Annotated in this window: 17 protein-coding genes and 1 tRNA gene; 4 read left to right on the top strand and 14 right to left on the bottom strand. The window is 42.1% G+C overall.

What is annotated here, in order from left to right; all coding sequences use genetic code 11:
• Positions 1-10: 10 nt before the first annotated feature.
• From ACSSTM_RS14700 to ACSSTM_RS14690, 3 genes are all read right to left on the bottom strand, one after another.
• Positions 11-1,180, bottom strand: a complete 1,170-nt coding sequence (locus ACSSTM_RS14700) for a macrolide family glycosyltransferase (RefSeq protein ID WP_095285758.1) — start codon at positions 1,178-1,180, stop codon at positions 11-13.
• Positions 1,181-1,348: 168 nt separating this feature from the next.
• Entirely contained in the window at positions 1,349-2,239 is an 891-nt protein-coding gene (locus tag ACSSTM_RS14695) for an ABC transporter substrate-binding protein (protein WP_223249916.1), read from the bottom strand.
• A gap of 372 nt (positions 2,240-2,611) precedes the next feature.
• A tRNA-Arg gene (locus ACSSTM_RS14690) sits at positions 2,612-2,687 on the bottom strand.
• A gap of 252 nt (positions 2,688-2,939) precedes the next feature.
• Here ACSSTM_RS14690 and clpP point away from each other — a divergent pair.
• Positions 2,940-3,536 carry an ATP-dependent Clp endopeptidase proteolytic subunit ClpP gene (gene clpP / locus ACSSTM_RS14685; RefSeq protein ID WP_034660066.1) on the top strand — a complete coding sequence of 199 codons (597 nt, stop codon included), beginning with the start codon at positions 2,940-2,942 and terminating at the stop codon, positions 3,534-3,536.
• Between the two features lie 59 nt (positions 3,537-3,595).
• On the opposite strand, the gene ACSSTM_RS14680 is transcribed toward clpP, so the two are convergent.
• The gene (locus ACSSTM_RS14680; RefSeq protein ID WP_034660067.1) at positions 3,596-4,174 is read right to left on the bottom strand and encodes a TIGR00730 family Rossman fold protein; all 579 of its coding nucleotides are present in this window, start codon (positions 4,172-4,174) and stop codon (positions 3,596-3,598) included.
• A gap of 137 nt (positions 4,175-4,311) precedes the next feature.
• Between ACSSTM_RS14680 and ACSSTM_RS14675 the strand changes: the two genes are divergently transcribed.
• The gene (locus tag ACSSTM_RS14675; protein ID WP_034660068.1) at positions 4,312-4,653 is read left to right on the top strand and encodes a MazG nucleotide pyrophosphohydrolase domain-containing protein; all 342 of its coding nucleotides are present in this window, start codon (positions 4,312-4,314) and stop codon (positions 4,651-4,653) included.
• Between the two features lie 28 nt (positions 4,654-4,681).
• Here ACSSTM_RS14675 and ACSSTM_RS14670 read toward each other — a convergent pair whose 3' ends face one another.
• On the bottom strand, positions 4,682-6,304 hold the full coding sequence (locus ACSSTM_RS14670; protein ID WP_034660070.1) for a SulP family inorganic anion transporter: 1,623 nt from the start codon (positions 6,302-6,304) through the stop codon (positions 4,682-4,684).
• A 37-nt stretch (positions 6,305-6,341) separates the two neighbouring features.
• Entirely contained in the window at positions 6,342-6,923 is a 582-nt protein-coding gene (locus tag ACSSTM_RS14665) for a beta-class carbonic anhydrase (protein ID WP_034660712.1), read from the bottom strand.
• Between the two features lie 553 nt (positions 6,924-7,476).
• Between ACSSTM_RS14665 and ACSSTM_RS14660 the strand changes: the two genes are divergently transcribed.
• Positions 7,477-8,454 (top strand): 2-hydroxyacid dehydrogenase, encoded by a 978-nt coding sequence (locus ACSSTM_RS14660; RefSeq protein ID WP_034660071.1) that lies wholly within the window; start codon positions 7,477-7,479, stop codon positions 8,452-8,454.
• 184 nt (positions 8,455-8,638) lie between these two features.
• On the top strand, positions 8,639-9,127 hold the full coding sequence (locus ACSSTM_RS14655; RefSeq protein WP_095285756.1) for a ribonuclease: 489 nt from the start codon (positions 8,639-8,641) through the stop codon (positions 9,125-9,127).
• Positions 9,128-9,177: 50 nt separating this feature from the next.
• On the opposite strand, the gene ACSSTM_RS14650 is transcribed toward ACSSTM_RS14655, so the two are convergent.
• The 8 genes from ACSSTM_RS14650 to ACSSTM_RS14615 all read right to left on the bottom strand — a co-directional run bounded on the left by ACSSTM_RS14650 (position 9,178) and on the right by ACSSTM_RS14615 (position 16,488).
• Complete coding sequence (locus tag ACSSTM_RS14650; protein WP_095285755.1) at positions 9,178-9,921, bottom strand: arylamine N-acetyltransferase family protein; 744 nt, start codon at positions 9,919-9,921, stop codon at positions 9,178-9,180.
• Positions 9,922-9,960: 39 nt separating this feature from the next.
• Complete coding sequence (locus ACSSTM_RS14645; protein WP_034660075.1) at positions 9,961-10,218, bottom strand: HPr family phosphocarrier protein; 258 nt, start codon at positions 10,216-10,218, stop codon at positions 9,961-9,963.
• A gap of 26 nt (positions 10,219-10,244) precedes the next feature.
• Positions 10,245-11,195, bottom strand: coding sequence for a DNA-binding protein WhiA (gene whiA / locus ACSSTM_RS14640; protein WP_034660076.1), 951 nt, complete (start codon positions 11,193-11,195; stop codon positions 10,245-10,247).
• A gap of 17 nt (positions 11,196-11,212) precedes the next feature.
• Positions 11,213-12,172, bottom strand: coding sequence for a gluconeogenesis factor YvcK family protein (locus tag ACSSTM_RS14635; protein ID WP_034660077.1), 960 nt, complete (start codon positions 12,170-12,172; stop codon positions 11,213-11,215).
• Positions 12,173-13,060, bottom strand: coding sequence for an RNase adapter RapZ (gene rapZ, locus ACSSTM_RS14630; RefSeq protein WP_034660713.1), 888 nt, complete (start codon positions 13,058-13,060; stop codon positions 12,173-12,175).
• Positions 13,061-13,099: 39 nt separating this feature from the next.
• The gene (locus ACSSTM_RS14625; RefSeq protein WP_003213484.1) at positions 13,100-13,564 is read right to left on the bottom strand and encodes an 8-oxo-dGTP diphosphatase; all 465 of its coding nucleotides are present in this window, start codon (positions 13,562-13,564) and stop codon (positions 13,100-13,102) included.
• 357 nt (positions 13,565-13,921) lie between these two features.
• A complete protein-coding gene (trxB, locus tag ACSSTM_RS14620; protein ID WP_034660715.1) occupies positions 13,922-14,872 on the bottom strand; it encodes a thioredoxin-disulfide reductase in 951 nt (316 codons plus the stop codon).
• 233 nt (positions 14,873-15,105) lie between these two features.
• Positions 15,106-16,488 (bottom strand): NlpC/P60 family protein, encoded by a 1,383-nt coding sequence (locus tag ACSSTM_RS14615; RefSeq protein ID WP_034660078.1) that lies wholly within the window; start codon positions 16,486-16,488, stop codon positions 15,106-15,108.
• Between the last annotated feature and the right edge of the window lie 339 nt (positions 16,489-16,827).

Genomic DNA, 16,827 nt, shown 5'->3' with positions numbered 1-16,827 from the left:
AAAAACAGACTCACGATTGAGTCTGTTTCGTTTGCAACAATTGATCGATCACCCGCAATGCTTTTTCTGTTCTACCTGCTGTTTGGAAGCTTTCTTCAATTTTTTCAATCCCAGCACGGTACGTGTCACTTCCCAGAACAGATTCCACGGTTTCTCTTAGCTGCTTTGCTGTCAGCTGATCTTTATCAAGTGCACGGGCAGCAGATAGCTCTGTCAGTCTTTGTGCGACCATCGGCTGATCTTTGTCGACCGGAATGACGACCATCGGAACGTGATAATGAATGCCTTCATTGACACTGTTCATTCCGCCATGGGTCACAAACACATCTGTCAGCTCAAGCACTTCAAGCTGCGGTACATAAGGTTCTATCAGAAAATGAGACGGCGCCTCTTTCAAGAGAGACCGATCCACTTTTTCACCTGTTGCGAGCACCACTTTTCCGTCAAAGTCGGCAAAGGCATCAATACACATATTAAAAAATGCTTCTGTATCCCCAAGTACGGTGCCCATCGAAATAAAGACGACTTTTTCTTGCTCAAGTGCTTCCAGCGGGAAATCATGCTGATCTGCCCTTTTTAGAAAGCTCGGTCCAATGAAAACAAACGAGTCGTTCACTGCATCGACAGACGGCTGGAAATATTCACTTGTATACACGATATTGAGCTCTCCGCGGTTTTTCATGAATTGCATCAAACGCGTTGGCTGAACGCCAAAACGCTCTTGTATGTTTTCTAACAGATGACCGGCTTTCTCATCCTTTCTGTATAGCGGTGTATCAAAATGCGCCTCTTGCAGCACAAAAGATGGGTTTGAGCCGATCCCTGGAATTTGTAAGTAATCTCGAACAAGCTCCCCTGCCCCAAACATATCAAAATAGACAAAATCAAATGAATGCTGCTGAGAAAGTGTTTCCACCACCTCTAAAATATCAAATGATGTTTGCAGCATGGCATGAAAGAACGGCTGCATGGAATCGAGATTTCCTTCATCCACATGTAATGTACGAATATAGTCTGGATGTTTATGTACGTGAGCTCCTAAGCGTTTGATTCGCTGCTCATAATGTACAGTTGTGACCGCATGTACTTCATCTCCTCGATCCGCCCATGCTTTGATGATCCCTAACATAGGGTTCACATGCCCTTCAGCTGGAAATGTAATCAATAAAATCTTCGCCACAAGAAATCCCTCCTCATTGTCAATTCTCTTCCATGTTAATCATATACAGCCAGCAGGCTCAACAAATACGCCTGTAAAGGGAAGAAATGAGTCTTATGGCCAGTATTTTAAGAGATGACAAGAAGAAAAAAGACAAAGCCCCATGTTATGTGCTTTGTCTTTTTTCTATTATTTTTTGAGCAGCATTTGTTTAAACGCAGCAGACTGTTTTTCAATTGAGATCGGATCTGCATAGATAAATTCGTTGATTGAATAATAAAGAACATGTCCCTGCTTCACCGCTCGATTCTTTTTCCATACACCGCTGTTTGTGATATCAAGATTCGGTGCTTTTCCATCCTTTGTGGGGACAAGTAAATAGTCACCTGTATACTGGTTCATCTCTTCTAATGAAATACCAAGATAGCCTTCTTTCGGAAGAGCTTTTTCTGCCTTTTCAGGCAAGCTGAACCCATAGCCTTGATAGATGACTTCCCCGCCGCGGCCAAAGTCTGTACCAAATAAGTAAACTTGCTTTGGCTGCACGTCCATAATGGAGAACGTCTTGTCATCACCAATTTTTGCTTTGACCTCTTTGCCGTCTTTCTTCAGCTGCTCGTCCATTTCTTGTATTTGTTTTTTCGCTAACGCTTCTTTTCCAAGAATCTTTCCGATTTCAATATGCATCTCTTTGAAGCTGTGTTCACTTGTCGTAAACGTGATCGTTTTGGCAATCTTTTTATACTTTTCAATCTGTTCGTTTTGGGAATATGCAATGATCAAATCAGGCTTTAGCTTGGCAATCGCCTCCACATTTTCGATCGGTACACGCTTCACACCTGATTCATCTAAAAACGACGATTCTGGGTAAACATCTGTCATGCCAACAGGTGTCACACCTAACTTTTTAAAATTTCCAAGCTGCGCTGTTAACACAACAACACGCTTCGGCTTGGCGGGAATGGTGATCTTTTCACCCGTTTCAGTTGTATATGTACGTGTACTTGCTGCTTGCTCTTTATTCTCTTTCTGCCCGCATGCCACTAATAATAATGCCAGCAGACTGACCAGCCAAATCATTTTTTTCACTAGTGAAACCACCTTTAATTGAGAATGATTATTAATTATAGCATAAATGGCTAGTCATAAATGAAAAATTTTAAAAGTGAAGGATATATATGTGTAAACGAAAAAACCCTCTCAAAGGAGAGGGTTTCAGCGTGTAGACAAACCCTCGCATTCGGTGTCAGTCCTGTGCGCCGATGCTCACGAATGTTAAATTCGCTCCGCTTCGGTGCTCGTCCTTCCTAGACTTCAAAGGTTTTCTATCATGCTGAAAAGAAGACAAAGGGCTAAAATAAAGATCATTTTAGCCCTTTGTCAACAATCTGAAAACCCTCTCAAAGGAGAGGGTTTCATTGGACCTTTATCGGTCGTGAACAAGATCAAGTACGCGCTCGGAGGGATTCGAACCCCCGGCAGACGTGGTACCGGAAACCACCGCTCTATCCAACTGAGCTACGAGCGCACGATATGTTTTTGAACGTCAGCATATCAAATTATAAGGGAAATGCTGCAAGAAAGCAATGATTAATCATCAGTCCTGAACATGTATTTTCTTCTTTTGGATACATAGACTAATATGATGGTTTGAAGTGGAATGAGTTTGGGGAAAATGGATAGGGGTATTTGAATTTAGGTCAGCGTTTTGTTTGACCTTTATTGACCAAAAATGTATCATTGAATTACATACTTACCTAAAAGGTGAAGGAGGAACATTATGAATTTAATACCTACAGTCATTGAGCAAACAAATCGTGGGGAAAGAGCTTACGACATTTATTCTCGTCTTTTAAAAGACCGTATTATCATGCTTGGTTCTGCGATCGATGACAATGTTGCCAACTCCATCGTGTCACAGCTGCTTTTCTTAGAAGCTGAAGATCCAGAAAAAGATATTTCTATCTACATTAACAGCCCTGGCGGTTCGATCACAGCTGGTATGGCCATTTACGATACGATGCAATTTATTAAACCAAAGGTATCAACCATTTGTATTGGTATGGCTGCATCTATGGGTGCGTTCCTGCTTGCTGCTGGTGAAAAAGGTAAGCGTTATGCCCTTCCAAACAGTGAAGTCATGATTCACCAACCACTAGGTGGTGCCCAAGGTCAAGCAACAGAAATTGAAATTGCGGCAAAACGAATCCTTTCTTTACGCGATAAACTGAACCAAGTACTTGCTGAACGTACTGGTCAGCCAATTGAAGTGATTGAGCGCGATACAGATCGTGACAACTTCAAAACAGCGGAAGAAGCACTTGAATACGGACTTATTGACAAAGTCTTGACCCGTAATTCAGAAGAACAAAAATAATATGACAAAACAAACCGTCTGCTCCTTGAACAGACGGTTTTTTGTGATTCAAAAACGCTTTAAGACAACTCTGTCCATTTCTGCTGAAGAGATGGTGTTTGATAAGAAGCCATCTGCGTGATTAATTCCTCCGGTTCGCTGGAAGCATGTAACAATTGAAGGTGTGATTCATTCGAAAAACCTTCCTGTACACTAAACTTCACCATGTCAATGAGCGGATTGAAATACTCATTCACTTGATACAAGCCGATTGGCTTTTGGTGGATGCCGATTTGTGCCCAGCATAGCACCTCAAATAATTCTTCATATGTACCAAAGCCGCCGGGCATCGCAATAAATCCATCAGCCAGCTCGCTCATTTTCGCTTTTCGTTCATGCATTCCTGTTACCTCGATTAATTCTGTCAGCTCTTGATGCACAACTTCTCCTCTAAAAAGCCCTTTAGGCATGACCCCAATCACTTGCCCGCCTTGTCTTAAAACCTCATCTGCAATGGCACCCATTAATCCAATTCGTGAACCGCCGTATACAAGACGGATGTCTTGCTCTGCCATATAAGTCCCCAGCTCTACAGCCTTTTGTTTGTAGACGTCCTTCACGCCTGGATTCGAACCAGCAAACACACAAATCGTTTTCATCAGAACAGCTCCATCTCTCTCTATGATTTCTTCTCCCCACTCATTCTACTATAATTAATTGTAAAAAAACAGCCGATCTATCTATATATAGTGTAAAATCAAAAGGCAAACACCATATAAGGAGCTGTATAAAGAAAATGCAAACAACGGAGATGGAGAAGTGGATCAAGGATTTTTATGAAATGAGAAATTGGACAAAATACGGGCCGTTTATCCGGTTAGGCTTCCTCATGGAAGAAACGGGAGAACTCGCTCGTGCTGTTAGAGCAATAGAGATCGGACGTGACCGGCCTGATGAGCAAAGACAAAAATCATCCGAGTTGAAGAAAGAACTCGTTGAAGAAATGGGTGATGTGTTAGCGAATCTACTTATTTTAGCCAATCTCTATGATGTCACAGTAGAAGAGGTCTTCTCCTCTCATCAACAGAAACTCACAAAGCGTTTTTCAGAAGAAATAGAGCAAGTGAAAAGCACGTGACCACATTGTCACGTGCTTTTTTTCCACCTTATAACTGCTGTGGCGAGATATCATCTGTTCGTTCAAAGAAATGCTGCTTTCCAATATGATGAAAAAGACCCGTTCGACGCAAAAGCTCTTTAGGCTGTGATTGAAGTCCGACAATCATCAGCTTTCCATTATGATGCTTTAAACGATTGGAGATATTCATCAGAACCGCTTCTGCTGATGTGTCCATATAATTGACTTTATTCATGAGCAGAATGAGCGTTTTCGGCTTTGTCTGAACATGGTCCAAAATCGAATTTTCCAATGAATCTGTTGTTCCGAAAAACAGCGGCCCTTCAATGGAGTACATACTGATACCTCGCTGGTCTGTCTGTTTTTCTAAAGCAGCTGCCGTTTCCATTTGGGGAACCGCAACATTAGTATGAATGCTGGTCGTCTGGCTCATTTTTTTGATAAAAGCGATAAATGCTAAAATGAGACCTGCGGTGACGCCAATAATCAAATCACCGATGACCGTCAGCAGGAAGGTCACAACAAGTACAAGTGAATCCGCATTTTTCACTTTTACAATATTGATAAACTCTTTTTTCTCACTCATATTCCAAGCAACAAACATTAAAATCGGTGCCATCGCAGCAAGTGGAATCATCGACGCATATGGCGCAAATAGCATTAAGATGAGCAGCACGACGACGCCATGTACCACACCAGAAATCGGGCTTGCTCCGCCATTTTTGATGTTTGTTGCCGTACGGGCAATCGCCCCAGTCGCCGGAATTCCTCCGAACAGCGGTGCCGCCATATTGGCGATCCCTTGTCCGACAAGCTCCTTATTGCTGTCATGCTTTGAGCCTTTCATATTATCAGCAACCATAGCTGACAAGATTGACTCCACTCCGCCTAAAAGTGCAATGACAATCGCTGGAGGCAGGAGGTATATCATTTTTTCAATTGTTAATTCAGGAAAAGCGAAGCTTGGCAGCTGACGAGGAATTTCCCCATATGCCGAGCCGATCGTTTCAACTTGTCCTTGGAAAAAGAGAACAGCTAGAAACGTTGAAGCCAATAGACCTAATAGAGCACCAGGTATTTTGGGAATGTATTTTTGAGCCGCCACAATCACGATGAGCCCAATAACGGCTGTGATGATGGCAAGACTGTTTGCGGTACCGAGATGGACCACAATTTCTCTCATATTGAGGAAAAAGCTTTCATGCTTTTCAACACCCTTTAATCCGAGGAAGTTGGCAATCTGCCCTGAAAAAATAATGACAGCAATGCCAGCAGTAAAGCCGATGATAACCGGACGAGGAATAAATTTCATGAGCTTCCCTAGTTTGAATATTCCGAATAATACAAGCATACAGCCTGCCATAAAACCGGCTATGAGTAGGTTTTCGATACCATACTGGCTGACGATACCAAATAAAATCGGAACAAACGCCCCAGTCGGCCCGCCGATCTGATACTTTGAACCACCAAACAATGAAATCAAAATGCCGGCAACGATGACTGTGTATAATCCATATTCTGGTCCGACACCAGATGCAATGGCAAAAGCCATGCCTAAAGGAATTGCCACAACGCCCACGACAAGCCCAGCGATTAAATCGCGTCTAAACTTTGATGAATCATATCCTTCAAATCTTCCATAAAAACGCATGGTATGTGTTGGCCTCCTTCAAGTATGTGTAGATGATTTAGGTATACTGCGCGTCAATCTGTTTATCTTTCACAACAACATCCAGCTTTCCCGTTGCTGGATGAATGACTAGTCCATGAACAGCCACATCACTTGGCATCAATGGATGCTCTTTGACCAATTTCACACTTTGGGACACGCTCTCTTCAACCGAATCAAAGCCTGTCAGCCACCCCTTTAAATCAACTCCTGAGTTTTTCACAATGCTCAAACATTTCTCTTCAATGCCGCGTGCTTTCGCCTTTTCAAGTAAAGGATCTGCCGCAAGACCTGCCATTCCGCATTCATGATGTCCTACAATGCATACCTCTTCTGCCTTTAGCTCATAGATGGCTAGTAGAATACTCCTCATCACACTGCCGAACGGATGAGTTACAATGGCGCCCGCATTTTTAATGATCTTGGCATCACCGTTGCGCAGCCCCATGGATTGCGGCAATAATTCCAAAAGACGTGTATCCATACAAGTTAATATGACCAGTTTCTTTTCGGGAAATTTCCCCGCTTTGTAAGGCTCATAATGTCTCTCTTGTACGAACTCTGAATTGTGCTGAAGAATCTGTTCTAATTTTGATCCCATCTTGCCATCTCCCATCTTTTTTTAAGTCACGTAAGTCCCTGCCTGTCCCCCTTTTCTTTCGTGTGTTCTCAAGCATAGAGAAGAAAAATGATAGAAAAAAAAGAAAAAAATGAGAAAACGATGAGAAAAAAAGTCATCATTTTCTCTATTTTCCGCTTCATCGTAAGAGAGACGCGGTCTTCCTTTCAATCTATCGTTCTCTGATCGCCAAAAGACGATGAAATGGTTTAGTAGAAAACGACCTTCCCGTTTAATACGTTTCAAATATAATCATTTTTCTATCAAAAAATCTCGATCTATTTTCCAGTTTGTCAGATAATCTCTCAAAAAATCAGGCTTTTTCATATGTCACATCACCCATTAGCTGACTCTTATCTTTGTAAAAAATGAATCAGATGGCATATGAATATACTTTTTCACTAAGAAAATGTCTCTCTTTTCCGTTATTTTAGTATATTAAATATTGAGCAGATAACCTTCAAACGTGTTCAGCCGAAATGGTTGCTTTATAATAAAAGGAGCAAGATAATCATGTGAAAGGAGCGAGTAGACTGTGACACCACACATTTTTGTCGCCAAACCATTACCTGCCTCTTTTGAGGAAATACTAAAGGAACATTGTACATACGAGGTGTGGCAATCCAAAGACCCCATTCCAAAAGGTATTTTGTTTCAAAAACTGCAGCATGCTGATGGTCTTTTAACGTCTGGAACGAAAATCGATCAAGAGCTATTAGATCACGCACCAAAACTCAAAGTAGTGAGCAATAACTCTGTTGGCTATGACAACTTCGATATAGAAGCGATGAGGCAAAGAGGCGTAATCGGAACGCACACGCCTTATACACTCGATCATACTGTTGCTGACCTTGCATTTTCACTCATTCTTTCCTCTGCGCGAAGAATTGCCGAGCTTGATCGTTTTATCCGCGAGGGGAAATGGACGAAATTTGTACAGGAAGAAGATATCTTTGGCATCGATGTCCATCATCAAACGCTTGGCATTATTGGCATGGGACGAATCGGAGAGCAAGTAGCCAAACGAGCCGCACATGGTTTTGATATGAATGTCCTGTATCATAACCGCAGCCGGAATGAAAAGGCTGAATCAGCATATGGCGCTTTATATTGCACACTTGATGACCTGCTAAAGCAAGCCGATATCATTGTGTTGATTACACCGCTGACCAATGAAACGTATCATATGATTGGAGAACGGGAATTGAAGTTAATGAAGCAAACGGCTTTATTTGTAAACATCTCACGCGGGAAAACAGTGGATGAAAAAAGCCTCATTCAAGCGCTTCAGGAGGGATGGATCAAAGGCGCAGGTCTTGATGTGTTTGAGCAGGAACCGCTTCAGGAGAATCATCCTTTCAAAGAAATGAACAATGTCACACTTGCTCCTCACATCGGTTCTGCTACTGAAACAACACGGGATCTTATGCTGAAACGAGCCATTCATAATGTGATTCATGGAATTGATGGCAAAGCCCCTGTTGATATTGTGAAGGAGCTTGCTTCATCTTAATCGGAAAAGACGCAGGATTCGGAGCTGCGTCTTTTTATTTATTTCATCAGAAGGTTATCAGGAAAAAAGCCTCATTTTAGCAAAGAACCTGTTTCTTTACATTTCCTTCATGTTCGGGTGCTATAATATGAGGTAGACAAGCATCAAGAGGACAGCATCCGATTTCCTTAATAGGAGGATGAAGATGAAAAAAATCAGTTCGGTTTTTACTATGTTTGCTCTGATCGCTGCTATTCTGTTTTCTGGTTTTATTCCGCAGCAAGCCTATGCCGAAACACCTCTTACACAGACCGTCACAAATGAAACAGCTACTATTCAACTTACATCAGATGTTCATACCCTTGCCGTCATTAATACGTTTGATGGTGTAGCAGATTATTTAATTCGCTACAAACGATTGCCTGATAACTACATCACAAAATCACAAGCAAGTGCTCTTGGATGGGTGGCATCAAAGGGAAATCTAGCAGAGGTTGCCCCAGGTAAAAGCATCGGTGGAGATGTTTTCTCTAACCGGGAGGGACGTCTTCCTTCAGCAAGCGGCCGAACATGGCGTGAGGCAGATATCAACTACGTCTCTGGCTTCCGAAATGCTGACCGCCTCGTGTATTCAAGTGACTGGCTCATTTACAAAACAACAGACCATTATGCAACTTTCACACGTATTCGATAATCAATCAAAAAACAGCCCCATTTGACCTAGGGCTGTTTTTTTGATGCTGCTTACGGCAAAAGAGTTTTCACGTATTCCTCAAAAGGCAGAGGCAGCGGTTTTTTCGACACTTCTTCATGTTCATGTGTGGTGACATGATCCTCGGTGACGACTACACGTCCTGTTGGTGTGAGTTTTGACGCAAGCGGTCTTTTGTTAAAAGGAGAGGCTTCATTTTCATAAATCTCATGTCTCATTTGGACCAAAGTAGGCTCGCTCACCTCTTCCAATGTGAAAGCATAGCCTGTTTCAGCGCCTTCCCCCTTATCTAATTGGAGCAGATGCGTTCCTTTTTCGGTGTCCTCTTCTTTGACTCGAAACCGAATAGACGCTCCTTCCACCCATTCTTCTGTAAAAGGTACAGGCTGAAGAGGTAAATTCACACCAAATCCCGCATCAATAAGGAAGCGTTCGTTGTGATGGTTCAACGTCATGGCTACGTGCGTGCCATCAATTGCCCATGTGCACGCTTCTTTGTTATACACGGTCCCTTGAACGAGCTGTACAGCAAGCCCTGCCTCTTTTAACACATAATATAAGAGAGGATTGAGATCGTAGCAAAGACCTCCTCTTTCTCCTTCAAGAAGATGCTGCTTCAACCCCTCTTGATTCAAGGCATAGGATTGTTTGTTCAGCACAGATCTATTTTCAAATGGAAAGGTGTAGGCCATCTTTTTTAATAATGCAGGCAGGTCACCAAAGGTGATGGACTGGCCTTCGTATCCGATCTTCTGTAAAAATGCTGATTGCATCATATTCATTCCCTTCTAAAAAAACTGAGTCTGTGAAGAGACTCAGTTTTCTTGATTGATAAAATCCGTTAACGCATCAATGGCTTCTTGTTCATCCGCACCATCTGCTATCAGTGTGACAGTGACCCCAGAGCTGATCGCAAGGCTCATGAGACCCATAATGCTCTTCGCATTGACTTTTTTTCCGTCCTTCTCTAGAAAAATTTCAGCCCCAAAGCGATTAGCTTCTTGTACGAACAAAGCAGCGGGACGTGCCTGCAAGCCTGTTTTTAACTGGATGGTGACCGTTTTTTCCACCATATGATCTGCCTCCCTTTTTCATTCTCCTATTTGAGTGTAACAGCTTGTCCGTTTCGTAATTGTTCTGCAATTTGATCTAGCTTTCTTAAGCGGTGGTTAATGCCTGATTTGCTGATCTTGCCGCTTTCCACCATTTCTCCCAGTTCCTTTAGCGTGACCTCTTGATAGTCGACTCGCAGTTTTGCAATTTCACGCAGCTTATCCGGCAGGGCATCAAGTCCAATTTTTTCATCAATGAATTGAATGTTCTCGACCTGGCGCAGTGATGCACCAATCGTTTTATTCAAGTTTGCTGTTTCACAATTGACGAGCCGGTTCACGGAATTTCGCATATCACGGACGATCCGAACGTCTTCGAAGCGAAGAAGTGAATTATGCGCACCTACAACGCTTAAGAATTCGGTAATTTTTTCGGCTTCTTTCATATACGTGATGTATCCTTTTTTACGCTCAAGTGTTTTACTGTTGAGTTGAAATTGATTCATCAGCTCACAAAGGGCATCATTGTGTTCTTTATATAGTGAAAAAATCTCAAGGTGATAGGAAGACGTTTCTGGATTATTCACAGAACCGCCTGCTAAAAAAGCACCTCTCATATAGGAGCGCTTGCAGCATCTTTTCTTTACAAGCTCTTCTGAAATATTGCGCTCAAATACAAATTGCTCACCTAATATTTTCAAATCCTCTAAAATGGTTTTCGCTCGTTCTACCAGTCTGACAATATACACATTATTCTTTTTTAATCTCATTTTCTTACGAACGAGCAGCTCGACTGTGACATCATATTTCTTTTTCAGCAGCGTATAAATCCGTCTTGCGATGGCTGCGTTCTCTGTCTGTATATCTAGAATTAATTTTCGATTAGAGAAAGATAATGAACCGTTCATACGGATGAGGGCAGAAAGCTCTGCTTTTGTGCAGCAGTCCTTCACGTCCAGATTAGTCAGCTCTTTTTTTGTTTCGGATGCAAATGACATCCTTGCCACCCCCATTCCTATTTTTTCTTATGCAGCAGGTCGACAAGCAGCGAGGCTACTTTCAGCGTGTCGTGACGAATCACATGCTGGTCATATGTAATGATTTCCCCAGGGATGACTTCCAGTCCCATTGCCTTGAGTACATCTGTGTCGAACTGTACAGGCTGTGCCTGTTCTTCTGCATATTTTGCTTTGATCTCTTCTGGAATTTCTTTATTGTTCACAAAAATGGTATCGATAAATGGACGAACCATATGATCATTTAATGCCTGCACATGATCAGCTGCACTGTAGGAAAGCGTTTCCCCTGGCTGCGTCATGACATTGCAAATATACACTTTTTTCGCCTTCGAGCGAATCACTTCTTCGCCAATATGCGGTACAAGCAAGTTTGGCAGGATACTCGTATACAAGCTGCCTGGCCCAATGACGATCAAATCAGCTTCACGAATGACTTGAATCGATTCTGGGAGCGGTTCAATCGTATCGGGTGTGAGGAACACTCGTTTAATTCGCTCACCGTAGGTTGGGATTTTTGATTCTCCTGTCACCACTTGCCCGTTTTCTAATTCAGCATGAAGAACAACACTTGAATTCGCTGCTGGCAAGACTTTTCCTCTCACATTTAAGACCTTGCTCATTTCTGTGACGGCATGAAAAAAATCACCGGTTATATTTGTCATGGCCGCAAGAATGAGGTTGCCAAGAGAGTGGCCTGTTAAGTCATTCCCTTTGTTAAAACGGTGCTGAAATAAGTCTTCTACAAGCGGTTCAACATCAGAGAGAGCTGCAAGGACATTTCGAATATCGCCTGGAGGCGGAATATTCAAATCATGCCGCAGTCTGCCTGAGCTGCCTCCGTCATCAGCAACCGTTACAATAGCGGTAATGTCCACTGGCTTTGTTTTTAGCCCTCTGAGCAAAACAGATAAGCCAGTGCCCCCACCAAGAATGACCACCTTTGGAAGTGTCGTCATCTATTTTCTGCTTCTCTTTTCAATGTCCCGGTGAGTGACATGAGTGTAGTAGTCATTTTTAAAATACTCCGATAAGTAGTTAGCTAGCGTCACTGATCGGTGCTGTCCGCCTGTACAGCCAATAGCGATCACAAGCTGGCTTTTTCCTTCTCGTTTATAGGACGGAAGCATAAAGCTGAGAAGGTCAATTAATTTCTCTGTGAATTTTTGTGTCTCGCTCCATTTCATTACATAGGAGCGCACTTCTTCATCGTTTCCAGTCTGTGGACGCATGCTCTCAATATAGTAAGGATTCGGCAGAAATCTCACATCAAATACAAGATCAGCATCAATCGGCAGACCGTATTTAAAACCGAAGGACATCACATTCACTGTAAACACCTGCCCTTGGTTCGTGGCAAAGTGCGCGACAATTTTTTCTCGAAGCTGTTTTGGTTTTAAATCCGATGTATCAAAAATCATTTGTGCCCGGCCTTTTAACTCTTCTAACAGGTCGCGTTCCATTGCGATTCCTTCGAGGGGCAAACCTGTTGTCGCAAGGGGATGCGAACGTCTCGTTTCTTTGTATCTTGAGACAAGCACCTTATCGTTTGAATCTAGAAATAATATTCTTGGTGTGATCCAGCCAAGATCACTCATTTCATCTAAAGCTGCAATTAAGCTGTCAAAGAATTCTCGTCCGCGTAAATCCATCACAAGGGCGACCTTGCTCATCTTAGAATTCGATTCCTTCATGAGCTCTAGGAACTTCGGTAAAAGTGATGGCGGCAAGTTATCTACACAGAAGTAACCTAAGTCTTCAAAGCTTTGAATGGCAACGGTTTTCCCCGCACCTGACATTCCTGTAATAATCACAAGCTGAATATCTTCTTGTTTGTTCGTATTCATGCCTGCTTCCTCTCCTTCTTTATGAAAACGGTTCATGTATTAGTCTCCTTGAGGATCTAACCGATAAGCAATCAATTCAAAATCAGGTGTATACGTAAAAGTACCGTGCAGAAGTCCTTTTCCCTTTAGCATGAAATCAAGAATATGAGAATCTCCTGGTGCCATCGGTAAATGAGGCACATCCTTTACTTCATGCCACTTTAAAATGCCTTCCTCTGACTCTGTCACGTTTTTTCCAGTAAATGAATCTGCCATAAAGGTGAACATCATCCACTCTTGAACGATTTGATCGCCTTCTTTTATGATAAAGGTAAAAACACCTTTTAACTGTGGATTTAAAATATAAATTCCTGTTTCTTCTCTATACTCTCGAACGACTGAATCCTTGACCGATTCTCCGCTTTCCATTTTGCCGCCCGGCGCTACCCACCAGCCCCGTCTTGGCTTTTGCAGCAAGAGAACTTGATCTTCGTGATGCAGCACACAATTGGTTACTCGTTGCATCAGCTGTCACCTACTCTTTTATGTCTTTAACTTATTATACAGGTTCATCCTGACTCTCACAATGAACATGCCCCTTCTTCACCGAAAACAGACCGGATTTCGTCTGAAAGAGGTGGCGGGCAATTTCTCTACTCTTTATTTTACAGCATCTAATGGTTCTCCATGCGTCATTTGTGAACATCTCATGAATTTCTGATTTTAAGCAAAAAAAAGGACACGGATTCTCATCCGTGCCAAACATGTATTCCTTATAAAAGGGGGTCAATTACTAGTTTTATCATAACGGATAATTATTTCACCCGTGTTACATTCCAGTTAAAAGCCCATGACGCTATATTAAGGATTTACGACAGCCATTTATTTCGCTGCTTTCAGCTTTTCAGCAAGCTCTTCTACATAATGCTGTGCGCTTTGTGCGGCAATACTTCCATCACCTGTTGCTGTCACAATTTGACGGAGTGTTTTTTCACGAATGTCACCAGCGGCGAAAATGCCTTCCACTCTTGTTTCCATTCTTTCGTTTGTCTCGATATATCCTTCTTCATTTGTAATGCCGAGATTTTCAAATGGTTTAGATAGTGGGAGCATCCCGATATAGATAAAGACGCCGTCTGTTTTAAAGTCTTCTTCTTCACCAGTCACCGTATCAATCAAGGTCACACTGCCGACTTTACCGTTTTCTTCATTAATTTGTTTAACGGTTTTGTTCCACATGAAGTCGATTTTTTCATTATCAAAAGCACGCGCTTGTAAAATGCTTTGTGCACGAAGTTTATCGCGTCTATGAACGATCGTTACTTTTGACGCAAAGCGTGTGAGGTATACACCCTCTTCTACCGCAGAGTCTCCACCGCCAATGACCACGAGCTCTTTGTTTTTAAAGAAAGCACCGTCACATACTGCACAGTAAGAGACGCCCCGGCCGCCAAGTTCTTTTTCACCTGGTGCACCGATTTTTTTGTATTCAGCACCTGCCGCAATAATGACAGAGCGTCCTTTGTATTCTTTTGAACCGGCTTTGACGATTTTGTACTCTTCACCGTCTACGATTTCTTTGATATCGCCATATGCATACTCAGCACCGAATTTCTTCGCATGCTCAAACATTTTATTTGAAAGTTCTGGCCCTAAAATGCTTTCAAAGCCAGGATAGTTCTCGACATCTTCCGTATTTGCCATTTGACCGCCTGGAATCCCTCTTTCAATCATCAATGTTGAAAGATTTCCCCGTGATGTATAAACAGCGGCTGTCATTCCGGCAGGTCCCGCTCCAATGATGATCGTATCGTAGATTTTTTCTTCTGACACAACTGTCACTCCCTCTTCAATTGCTGCTAGCATTTCTTATTAGAATGCCCTTGGGTGATGCTTCCATTCATGACAGAGAGCATCAATTCCACTCTTACTTTTATTCCTTACCCATATCCTATTAAATCTGCGGATAATAAGCGAATCATTTGCTCATATCTTCAAAAAAAGAAAAAGCTTCCTTAAACTGCTGTTTAAGGAAGCCTGTTTACGGTTATATAGTAAGTAACGATTTATTCAACGACTCTTCTCACAACGCCATTGAATGCTTTTTTCCAGTAAACATTGCTCATAGAGTCAACTGAAACACCGCGAGAGCTGTTATCGTTCAAGAATGTACCGTTTCCTAAGTAAATACCAACGTGTCCATTTACTTTATACGTATCAAAGAACACAAGGTCTCCGCGTTTCATGTCAGATGCACTTACAGCTCTTCCTTTACCTACAAGCGTATCTGTTGTTGTACCGCCAACTGGTCCAAGGTTGATGCCTGCTGATGCGAATGCCCAGCGAACGAATGAAGAACAGTCAAAACGACGTGCATCAATATCGGCTTGTGATCTGCCGCCGCCCCATTTATACGGAGATTGTCCAACGATGGTAGAACCTGTGCTGATTGCACCTTCGATTCCGCCTACGTTACTGCTGACAGGTGATCCACCGCCAGAAGATGGCTTCTTGCTTGGTGAACTGCTGTTGTTATTATTATTTGAAGATCCACTGTTACTGTTATTTGAAGACGGGCTGCTGTCGTTAGTTGAGCTGTTGTCTTCCGCTTGAACACTCGCTTGACGCTGCTGTTGTCTTTGTGCTTTTTCTTCTTTTGCTTTTTGAGCTGCTTCTCTCGCTTCTTTTTCAGCTTGTTTTTGAGCAGCGATTGTTGCGTCTTTTTCAGATGCAATGCTGTTAGCCTCACTGTTTAACTCGCTGATTTCAGAAGATGCACTTCCCTTTTGCTTTTTCACTTGCTTGAATAGCTTGTCTTTTTCATCAAGCTGTTTATTCAAGTCTGTTTGAAGCGTTTCAAGCTTTGCAAGTGTCTTTTGAACATCTTCAAGCTTTGTGTTTAATTCGTTTTCAGACTTTTGAAGCTCAGCTTTGTCTTTTTCTTGCTCTTTAATGATTTCGCTGTCTGCGTTGATGAGTGTAGATACTGCACCTGCACGGCTGATGAAATCGCTAAAGCTTTTCGCTCCTAGTAATACATCTATGTATTTCGTAGAACCGCCGCTTTCTTGAAGCGCACGTACACGCTTTTTCAAGAATTTGTTTCTATCTTCAATACGTTTTTCAGTATCAGCAATTTCTTGTTTCAGTGCTTTGATTTCTTTTTTTGTTTGTTCATTTTCTTTTTGTTTTTCTTCGATTTGATCACTTGTTTTTAAAGCTTTCTCGTCAATTTCTTTTAGCTTTAGTGCAAGTGCCTCTTGTTTTGCTTCAAGCTTTGAAAGCTCATCTTTTTTCTTTTGAAGGTTTTTGTTGACCTCAGATTGCTTGCTGTCCAGCTCTTGTTTCTTTTGTTCAAAGTTCTGTGCGTTTGCTTCATGAGTAAATGGGATAAATAAACCGCTCGCTCCGATGACCGAAGCTAAACCGAAAGTAATAAACTTTTTCACGAATAGTTCCTCCTTTGACAATTTCCAAGCGACATGAGAAAGCAGCAAATTCTCTGCGGCCAATCTGTGCTATCTATGTCTTTCTTCCTGATTGATCAGTCAGATGTTGACCAGATTGTTTCTATCACTAGGTGTTTCATTATGTATAGTAAAATATCTAAATATATGTCTTTGTTTTAATCCACGATTTTCATTATACATGAGACATCGACAAAATGAGCTAATATTTTTATTACATTTATGTTTCAAAAACATGTCGTGATTGTCATACTTCGCCAAATCCTTGCAAATCCCACCTTTTTATCCAAGAAAAAAGCATGACCTTTTCGGCCATGCTGC

Source organism: Bacillus sp. RK1064 (assembly GCF_051488405.1).
GTDB lineage: Bacteria > Bacillota > Bacilli > Bacillales > Bacillaceae > Bacillus.
The sequence above is the reverse complement of the archived record's forward strand: the minus strand, read 5'-3'. Positions and strand labels throughout refer to the sequence as shown.

Excerpts from the sequence above, each read along its gene's own strand:
- ACSSTM_RS14645 (WP_034660075.1), bottom strand. The coding sequence starts at position 10,218 with ATGGTGGAAAAAACGGTCACCATCCAGTTAAAAACAGGCTTGCAGGCA.
- ACSSTM_RS14675 (WP_034660068.1), top strand. The coding sequence starts at position 4,312 with ATGCAAACAACGGAGATGGAGAAGTGGATCAAGGATTTTTATGAAATG.
- ACSSTM_RS14625 (WP_003213484.1), bottom strand. The coding sequence starts at position 13,564 with ATGCAACGAGTAACCAATTGTGTGCTGCATCACGAAGATCAAGTTCTC.
- ACSSTM_RS14695 (WP_223249916.1), bottom strand. The coding sequence starts at position 2,239 with ATGATTTGGCTGGTCAGTCTGCTGGCATTATTATTAGTGGCATGCGGG.
- ACSSTM_RS14655 (WP_095285756.1), top strand. The coding sequence starts at position 8,639 with ATGAAAAAAATCAGTTCGGTTTTTACTATGTTTGCTCTGATCGCTGCT.
- ACSSTM_RS14635 (WP_034660077.1), bottom strand. The coding sequence starts at position 12,172 with ATGACGACACTTCCAAAGGTGGTCATTCTTGGTGGGGGCACTGGCTTA.
- whiA (WP_034660076.1), bottom strand. The coding sequence starts at position 11,195 with ATGTCATTTGCATCCGAAACAAAAAAAGAGCTGACTAATCTGGACGTG.
- ACSSTM_RS14650 (WP_095285755.1), bottom strand. The coding sequence starts at position 9,921 with ATGATGCAATCAGCATTTTTACAGAAGATCGGATACGAAGGCCAGTCC.
- rapZ (WP_034660713.1), bottom strand. The coding sequence starts at position 13,060 with ATGAATACGAACAAACAAGAAGATATTCAGCTTGTGATTATTACAGGA.
- ACSSTM_RS14670 (WP_034660070.1), bottom strand. The coding sequence starts at position 6,304 with ATGCGTTTTTATGGAAGATTTGAAGGATATGATTCATCAAAGTTTAGA.
- ACSSTM_RS14680 (WP_034660067.1), bottom strand. The coding sequence starts at position 4,174 with ATGAAAACGATTTGTGTGTTTGCTGGTTCGAATCCAGGCGTGAAGGAC.
- clpP (WP_034660066.1), top strand. The coding sequence starts at position 2,940 with ATGAATTTAATACCTACAGTCATTGAGCAAACAAATCGTGGGGAAAGA.
- ACSSTM_RS14665 (WP_034660712.1), bottom strand. The coding sequence starts at position 6,923 with ATGGGATCAAAATTAGAACAGATTCTTCAGCACAATTCAGAGTTCGTA.